General features: G+C 71.4%; 6 protein-coding genes. 1 reads left to right on the top strand and 5 read right to left on the bottom strand.

The window, feature by feature from the left end; genetic code table 11:
• Positions 1 to 748: 748 nt before the first annotated feature.
• Positions 749 to 2,023: an ATP-binding protein gene (locus EHS43_RS29705; RefSeq protein WP_125193807.1), complete on the bottom strand. Its 1,275-nt coding sequence runs from the start codon at positions 2,021 to 2,023 to the stop codon at positions 749 to 751.
• 44 nt (positions 2,024 to 2,067) lie between these two features.
• Positions 2,068 to 2,745, bottom strand: coding sequence for a response regulator transcription factor (locus EHS43_RS29710; protein WP_007382513.1), 678 nt, complete (start codon positions 2,743 to 2,745; stop codon positions 2,068 to 2,070).
• A gap of 296 nt (positions 2,746 to 3,041) precedes the next feature.
• Here EHS43_RS29710 and EHS43_RS29715 point away from each other — a divergent pair, with 296 nt between their 5' ends.
• Positions 3,042 to 4,538: an oligopeptide:H+ symporter gene (locus EHS43_RS29715; RefSeq protein ID WP_125193808.1), complete on the top strand. Its 1,497-nt coding sequence runs from the start codon at positions 3,042 to 3,044 to the stop codon at positions 4,536 to 4,538.
• A gap of 88 nt (positions 4,539 to 4,626) precedes the next feature.
• Here the strand turns inward: EHS43_RS29715 and EHS43_RS29720 are convergent, their stop codons facing one another.
• The 3 genes from EHS43_RS29720 to EHS43_RS29730 all read right to left on the bottom strand — a co-directional run bounded on the left by EHS43_RS29720 (position 4,627) and on the right by EHS43_RS29730 (position 7,972).
• Positions 4,627 to 5,949, bottom strand: coding sequence for a hypothetical protein (locus tag EHS43_RS29720; protein ID WP_260470773.1), 1,323 nt, complete (start codon positions 5,947 to 5,949; stop codon positions 4,627 to 4,629).
• A 2-nt stretch (positions 5,950 to 5,951) separates the two neighbouring features.
• Positions 5,952 to 7,055 carry a hypothetical protein gene (locus EHS43_RS29725; RefSeq protein WP_125193809.1) on the bottom strand — a complete coding sequence of 368 codons (1,104 nt, stop codon included), beginning with the start codon at positions 7,053 to 7,055 and terminating at the stop codon, positions 5,952 to 5,954.
• Between the two features lie 224 nt (positions 7,056 to 7,279).
• Positions 7,280 to 7,972, bottom strand: a complete 693-nt coding sequence (locus EHS43_RS29730) for an LPXTG cell wall anchor domain-containing protein (RefSeq protein WP_125193810.1) — start codon at positions 7,970 to 7,972, stop codon at positions 7,280 to 7,282.
• Positions 7,973 to 8,522 lie beyond the last annotated feature (550 nt).

Here is an 8,522-nt window from a genome sequence, read left to right on the forward strand (position 1 = left end):
GACCCTCCCCGCCCGCGAGGCGGTGGCGAGCGCGGAGTCCTTCCTGGAGGAGGCCCGGCCCCCCAAGCCGTCCCGCGCCCGGCAACGGGCCCTCTGACCCGAACACGGCCCACTTCAGCGGCGCGCGGGTGAGACACAGCCCAAAGACGGCTGGCTGAGCCCCCGCACGGCCCCGGACCGCCGGGCCCGCCCGCCACTTCCCCGACCGGCACTCAGCCGAGGTGTCCCGTCGCCAGGTGGCGCCCCGGAGCTCCACGAGAATGCCGCCCCAGGGGCAGCACGCCGGGAGATGACCCGACGCACACCGGCGACCGAGTCCTGGAACAGCTCCAGACGGCCGACCGCCCGCTCAGCCCGAGCCTGGAGCGACTCCAGGCTCCCGTGCGGGCGTGGCCTGGAGCAACTGCAGGCGGCCGCCCGGCTCACTCCGCCAGGACGCCACACCAGCGCAGCCACTGCCACAGCGACACGAGAAAGCCCGCTCAGCCCGCGCGGCTCACCGGGCCATCGGCTCACCGTCCGCACGGTGCGCGAACGACCGAACACGGGGCCCAGCACAGCTCCGGACGGTCGGCCGGGCCCGGCCGGGATGCCGTACCGACACGGGGAACCCCGCCCAGCCCGCTCAGCTCACCGCACCATCGGCTCACCGTCCGCACGGTGCGCGAACGACCGAACACCGGAGACCGGGCCCAGCACAGCTCCGGACGCGTACCGGGACGAGAAAGCCCCGCTCAGCCCGCGTGGCTCACCGGACCATCGGCTCGTCGTCGTCCGGCGCGGTCGGCTTCAGGGGGGTGCGGGAGAGGAACAGGCCGAAGACCGGGGGCTGGGCCTGGAGCATTTCCAGGCGGCCGCCGTCGGCCTCCGCGAGGTCCCGGGCGACCGCGAGGCCGATGCCGGTGGAGTTGCGGCCGCTGATCGTGCGCTCGAAGATGCGGGCGCCGAGGTCGGCCGGGACGCCGGGGCCCTCGTCGGTGACCTCGATGACGGCCTGGTTGCCGGTGACGCGGGTGCGCAGCGCCACCGTGCCGCCGCCGTGCATGAGGGAGTTCTCGATCAGGGCGGCCAGGACCTGGGCCACGGCTCCCGGTGTGCCGACCGCCGTCAGGTGCCGTTTGCCGGAGCTGACGATCGCCCGGCCCGCGCTGCGGTAAGCCGGCCGCCACTCCGCGAGCTGCTGCTGGATGACCTCGTCGAGGTCGAAGGTGACCGCGTTGCCGGCCCGGGGGTCGCGGGAGTTCGTCAGGAGCCGTTCGACCACGTCCGTCAGCCGCTCCACCTGGGTCAGCGCGACGTTCGCCTCCTCCTTCACCGTGTCCGGATCGTCGGTGAGGGTGATCTCCTCAAGGCGCATGGACAGCGCGGTCAGGGGTGTGCGGAGCTGGTGCGAGGCGTCCGCGGCCAGGCGCCGTTCCGCCGTGAGCATGCGGGCGATGCGCTCGGCGGAGGAGTCCAGGACGTCGGCGACCCGGTCCAGCTCGGGGACGCCGTACCGCTTGTGCCGTGGGCGCGGGTCGCCGGAGCCGAGGCGTTCCGCGGTCTCGGCGAGGTCGGTCAGCGGCGAGGCCAGCTTGTTGGCCTGGCGGATCGCGAGGAGCACCGCGGCGATCACCGCGAGCAGGGCGACCAGGCCGATGATCAGGAGCGTACGGCCGACCTCGCGGGTCACCGAGGAGCGCGGCTCCCGCACGGTGACCGTCTCGCCCTCCTCGCCCTTCTCGGTGGAGCTGATGACCTCGCCGGTGGGCCTGGTGCCGACCTCGATCGGGTCCTTACCGGGGATCCGGATCACGGCGTACCGTTCCTGCGCGACCTGGTCGCGCAGGATCTCCGCCGTCACGTCCTCCGCCGCGAACAGCCGGCTGTCCACGATCCCGGCCAGCCTGATCGCCTCGGAGTCGACCCGCTCCTGGGCGCTGTTGCTGATGGTGCGGGTCTCGACGATGACGAGGGAGACGCCGAAGACGGCGATCACCACGAGCACCACGGCGAGCGTGGACTGGATCAGTCGACGGCGCATGTCCTCTTACCTGCCAGACGGACACCCCGAGGGATACCCGGGGTTCAGCTCTTCTCGAAGCGGAAGCCCACGCCTCGTACCGTCGCGATGTACCTCGGGTTGGCCGCGTCGTCGCCGAGCTTCTTGCGGAGCCAGGAGATGTGCATGTCGAGCGTCTTGGTCGACGACCACCACGTGGTGTCCCAGACCTCGCGCATGAGCTGGTCCCGGGTCACCACCCGCCCCGCGTCCCGCACCAGGACCCGCAGCAGGTCGAACTCCTTTGCGGTGAGCTGGAGTTCCTCGTCGCCCATCCACGCCCGGTGCGACTCGACGTCGATCCGCACCCCGTGGGTGGCCGGCGGCTGCGCGGGCTCGGCCGCCCCGCGCCGCAGCAGGGCCCGGACCCGGGCGAGCAGCTCGGCGAGCCGGAAGGGCTTGGTGACGTAGTCGTCGGCGCCCGCGTCGAGACCGACGACGGTGTCCACCTCGTCGGCACGCGCGGTCAGGATGAGGATGGGCACGGCGTGGCCCTCGGCGCGCAGGCGACGGGCCACCTCCAGGCCGTCCATGCCGGGCAGACCCAGGTCGAGGACGACCAGGTCGATGCCGCCCTGCATTCCGGCGTCGAGTGCGGTGGGACCGTCCTCCCGCACCTCGACCTCGTACCCTTCCCGGCGCAGGGCGCGGGCCAGCGGCTCCGAAATGGACGCATCGTCCTCGGCGAGCAGTACACGGGTCATGAGCTGATGGTAGACCGCTCGCGAAAGATGCTGGGGTGTGATCACCACCCCATGGTTCTTACCTTTCGTGGATCTGGTGTGAACCTGTGACTATGAGGTGCCAATCCCGTAAGGACCTTAGAAACCAGCTGTACGGTTCCATGGCCACCTGTGATTCACATCTCAAGTCCTTCCATTTCCGTCAGTATCCTGTCGTATGGTGAATCAATGCCTGTCGCATCGTGGGGACCTTTGGCGCGTATCTGTCGCTGAAGGTCTCTTTTGTGTGCGGTAATCCCCACCAGCAAGGAACGACCATGGCGTCCAGCCTGACGAAGGACTCGGTGACTCCGGGCACCCCCGGTTCCGACAAGACCTTCTTCGGCCACCCCCGCGGACTGGCCACACTCTTCATGACCGAGATGTGGGAGAGGTTCTCCTACTACGGCATGAGGGCTCTGCTCCCGCTGTACCTCGTCGCCCCGGGCGGCCTGCACCTCAGCGCCGCGACCGCGACCGCGATCTACTCCGTGTACGTGTCGCTGGTGTACCTGCTCGCGATGCCGGGCGGCTGGTTCGGCGACCGCGTATGGGGTCCCCGCAAGACCGTCGCCGTCGCCGGTGCCGTGATCATGCTCGGCCACCTCACGCTGGCCCTGCCGTCCTCGGGCACCTTCTACGCCGGCCTCGGCCTCGTCGCGATCGGTTCCGGGCTGCTGAAGGCCAACATCTCCACGATGGTCGGCCACCTCTACGAGGGCCCGGACGACGCCCGCCGCGACGGTGGCTTCACGGTCTTCTACATGGGCATCAACCTCGGTGCCTTCGCCGCCCCGCTGGTCATCGGCACCATCGGCGAGAACGTCAGCTGGCACCTGGGCTTCGCGCTCGCCGCGGTCGGCATGGCCATCGGTCTGGCCCAGTTCCTGATCGGCAGCCGTCACCTGGCCGACCGCTCCAGCGTCGTCCCGACGCCGCTGTCCGACGAGGAGAAGTCCGCCACCCTGCGCAAGGCCGCGCTCTGGGCCGGCATCGCCGTCGTCTTCTACGCGATCGTCGGCTTCTCCGGCCACTACACGCTGAACTGGATCCTGGTCCCGCTGACCCTGCTCGGCGTGATCATCCCGGTGATGGTCCTGGTCAACATCAAGCGGGACAAGGAACTGGACCGCTCCGAGCAGAAGTCGATGTCCGCGTACATCTGGTTCTTCGTCGCCGCGGCCGTGTTCTGGATGATCTACGACCAGGGCGGCTCGACCCTGTCGATCTTCGCGGACTCCTCCGCCGAGAACAGCGTCTTCGGCTGGACGTTCCCGGTGTCCTGGTACCAGTCGGTCAACCCCGTCCTCATCATGGCCCTGGCCCCGGTCTTCGCCTGGTTCTGGCTGGCGCTGAACCGACGGGGCACCGAGCCGAGCACGGCCGTGAAGTTCGCCTCCGGTCTGGTGCTCGTCGGTGCGTCCTTCTTCCTGTTCCTCGCGCCGCTGTCCATCGCGGACGGTGGCCACAAGGCCGCCGCGATGTGGCTGGTCGCGATCTACTTCGTGCAGACGGTCGGTGAGCTGCTGCTGTCGCCGGTGGGTCTGTCGGTGACCACGAAGATGGCCCCCGCGAAGTACGCCTCGCAGATGATGGGCGTGTGGTTCCTCGCCGTCACCGCGGGTGACGCGACGACCGGGCTGCTCTCCATCGCCGGGGTCGACCTCAACAAGACCGGGATCGTCGCCCTGGAGGCGACGCTGGCCGTTCTCGCCGGTGTCGCGGTGTGGATGTACCGCAACCGGGTCAAGGAACTCATGGGCAGCGTGCGCTGAACCACCGAGCGCCGCAACGGACGGGGCGCCGGGATCCACCAGGATCCCGGCGCCCCGTCCGTTTGCCGCCATCGCGGTTCCCTCGCTCTCACAGCCTCCTGCGCCCGGGCAGGAAGGTGAAGATCGCGCCGCCCAGCAGTACGGCCGTGCCCGCCACCAGGCCCAGCGCCTTCAGTGCCGCGTGGTCGTCCGCGCCGGTCGCCGCCAGGCCGCCGCCGGTCGACGAACCGCCCGTGCCGCCCGTGCCGCTCGTCCCGCCCGAGCCGGACGAACCGCCCGAGGCGCCGCCCTCCTGCTCCTCGGTGGTCAGGGTCAGGGAGACCGCCGTGCTGTCCGGCTTGCAGGTCGTGGTCGTGCCCAGCGCCTCGATCGTCAGGACACCCGGCGACAGCGTCGACTCACCCGTCGCGCCGGGCTTGTACGTCCCGGTCATGTCCGGGATCTCTATCGGGTCGCCGGACTTGATGACCTCGGAGTTGGTGGGGCCCTCGACGTGGACCGAGCCCGTGTCGTCGCCGCCCAGAAGCACCTCCATGGAGGGCTTGACCGAGTCCGCGGGGATGTCGGCGGGGCTGTCCATCGGAGAGTTCTTGAACTGCACGGTCAGTCCGTAACTGCCGCCGTCCTTCTTGGCGTTGATCTGGATCGACGAGGTGGCCTTCTTCTCCCCGAGGGGCGACTGGCAGGTGTAGGGGATGTCGACCGCCTTGCCGGTGAAGTCGGTCTGCCCCCCGCCGGAGGAGGTGGCGCTCGGAGTCGCCGTGGCCGTGTCGGTCGGGGTCGGCGTCGGGGGCGGGGTGGCCGTGTCGGTCGGCGTCGGGGTCGAGGTCGGTGTGGAGGTCCCGTCCCCCGCGGCCACGTCGATCGTGCCCGCCGTCGGCACGGTCTGCGTCGGCGTGCACACCGTGTTCGTGCCCATCGCGTTCACCGTGTAGGCGCCCGGCGTCAGCGTGAGCTGCCCGGCCGCCGTCAGCTTCAGCGTGCCCTTCATGTCGGACAGCACCATGTCGCCGCCCTTGGGGATGGCCGGGTTCTCGCGCGGGCCGGTCATCGCGATGTCGGCGTTCTGCGCGCCGACCGCCTTCAACGTGCCGGTCGGCTGGACCGAGTTCGCCGGCAGATCGATGATGTTCGGGTTCTTGGAGGCGGCCTGGGTGAACTTCCACACCACGTCGATCTCGTCGCCCACCTTCGCGGCGGCGGGCGCGGTGATCTCGACCTTGGTGGTGCCGTCGACGGGGTCGAGGCCGACGCCCGCGGGCGGCACGCACCGGGTCGCGAACGACACCTCCGCGGCCTGGGCGGGCCCGGCGGCGAGGCCGAGCACCACGCCCGCCCCGGCCAGCACCAGCGCCGCGGCGGCCGCGCCCGCTCTTCTCGGCCCGCCGGCCGGTGGGACTCTCCTTCGCATGCTCACGTGGAACCCTCTCTGGTGGGAGTCGTGGGACTCGTCGGGCTGTCGTCGTGCGGTGCGGAGAGCGGTGCGGAGAGCCGGCCACCGGCCGCGCCCGGATCCGCGTCCGGGGTGAACCACGGCAGCGTGGACGTCACGGGGGCCGCGTGCGCGGCCGTGGAGGGCTTGAACCCCGGCAGGCGCAGGGCGAGTTCGGGCAGTCGCAGCCCGCGGCGCCGGACGCCTCCGGCGGGCCGTGGCCGTACCCGGTCCACCACCGCCATGCCGATACGGAACAGCGCCGCCGGCACGACCAGGCAGACCAGGACCCAGAACAGGGTCACGCCCCAGGGCCGGCCCACGCCCCAGGGCTGCTCGGCCAGGACCTTGCCGCCGTACTTCAGCGACACCGTGTACTCGCCGTGCGCACCGCCGGTGAGCTCGACGGGCAGTTCGATCCGCGCCTTGCCGCCCGGCCGGATCGTGCCGCGCCACTGCTGTTCCTCCCACTGCGGGGCGAACACGCCGTGCGCGGTGCCGACTTGGAAGACGGGGTTCTTGACGGCGGCGGTGCCGACGTTGCCGACGGTGAAGACGAGGGTGCGGGCGGGGGGTGCCCCGAACCAGGTGAGCAGGCCCCCGGAACCGTCGAGGCGGGTGTCGGTGAGGACCGACAGCCGCCCGCCGTCCGTCTGGGCGGGCAACGGCTCCACGGCGTGCCCGGCCACCTGGAAGATCGCGTCGGCCTCGGCCTTCGCCCCGGTCACGGTCGCCACGTGCACCACGCAGGGGCAGGGCACCGGCGGCTCGGCGACGGGCAGCTTCCTGCTGAAACGGCCCTTGGCGTCCGTGGTGACGGCCCGTCCGTCCGCGTTGGCACAGGAGTTGGTTCCGCCGGGCACCCCGCGCGAGGGCACCGCCTGACCGCAGACCAGGATCATCAGCAGCGTCCGCGCCCGCCAGCCGCTGCCGCTCACGGTGATCGAACCGCCCGTCCCCGCCTGCGACTTGGACAGCTGCACGCTCGGTCCGTCCGCCGCGGTCGCCGTCCCCGCCAGCGGCCCGAGCAGCAGCGCGCACACCGCTACCAGCCCCGCCCACCGCACCTTGCCGCTCGGGCTCACGTCATCGCTCCCGTCAACTCGGCTTGCGTACACGGTGATTCGCCCGACGCGGAGCCGGCCGCACGACGCCACGACCGACACGACTGCCACGACCGCCGCCCTGAAGACAGGCGGCCGCCCGCCACCACACCGCAGGGCAGGCGGGGCGGCGGCAGGTTGCGGGCGGTGACGGGCGCGGGCTTCATGGGCGGCTCCAGCTGTCGTACGAGACCGGAACGGGCCGCTCAGCGGCGCGCTCGGGCCGCCTGGTTGCACCGGGTCAGCCACAGCGTGCCCGCCGCGCCCGCGAGCAGCACCGTGCCGCCGAGGGTGCCGAGGGCGATCGCCGAGTCCTCGGGGCCGGTCTGTGGGAGGGCCACGGAATCGCTGCCGCCGCCGCTGTCGCTCCGGGCGCCGCCTGAGGAGCCCGAGGCGGTGACGTCGAGGGTCAGCGAGGCGCCGGGGGTGTTGGTCGGCGTGCAGGTCGTCGTCGTACCGAGCGCCTTGATGGTGAGCACGCCGGCCGTGAAGGTGACCTTGCCGGACTTCTTCGGGGTGTACGTCCCGGTGAGGTCGTTGATCTTGATGGGGGTGTTGGCGGGGACGACGGCCTGGTTGGCGGGGCCGGTCACGCTCATCGTCCCGCTGTCCGCGCCGCCCAGCTTGATGGTGGCACTCGGGTTCATCGCACCTTTGCCGAGGTCGACCGGGCTGGAGGAGACGCCCTTCTGCCAGGACATGGTGATCCGGTATCCGCTGCCGCTCTTGACGCCCTTGATGTCGATGGGCGAGACGGCGCTCTTGTCGCCGATGGGCGTCTTGCACTGGTAGTTGACGTTCACGACCTCGGCGTGGGCAGCGGGGGCGGCCATGAGCACCGCCGAGCCGGCCAGGGCCGCGACGGACGCGAGCGCGGCGGTTCGTTTCGGGTACGACACGGTTCCGCTCCCCTTACTCGTTCCTGACGGCACATCAGATCGGCCGTCAAGGTACGCCGGGGCACCGGAGGAAGGAAGAGAAAGTAAGTGTCGGAACTGTGGGGACGGCCGGGGAGCCCGGAGACGACCGACGGACGATCACGGGACGAATGCCGGGCGAGTGGGCGGCTGCCGGGGGCCAAGCCGAGGCCGGGCGGATTGTCCCTGCGGGGCTGGGCCGGCCACCAGGCTGAGGCTCGGAGGAGGACGGCAGGATACCGGGCCGGAAACTCACACCCGCGCCGAGCCCAAGGCCTGGACACCCAGCTGGGCCAGGACACAAACGGATGCCAGGCAGGGCCGGGAACCCGCCGGACCTAGGCGGTAGCCGGGCCGGGCTCGACCGGATACCGGGCCGGAAGTCAGGCCGATGGCGAGCCGGGGCTCGGGCGGGCAGTCAGGCCGATGCCGAGCCGGAGCTCGGGCAGGTGGCCAGGCCGGGGCCCCGGTCGATGCCGCTCGGGCGGGTAGCCAGGCCGGGGCCCAAGCCGATGTCGGGGCCGGGCTCGGG

Origin of the sequence: Streptomyces sp. RP5T (genome assembly GCF_003933965.1) — a bacterium.
Taxonomy (GTDB): Bacteria; Actinomycetota; Actinomycetes; order Streptomycetales; family Streptomycetaceae; genus Streptomyces.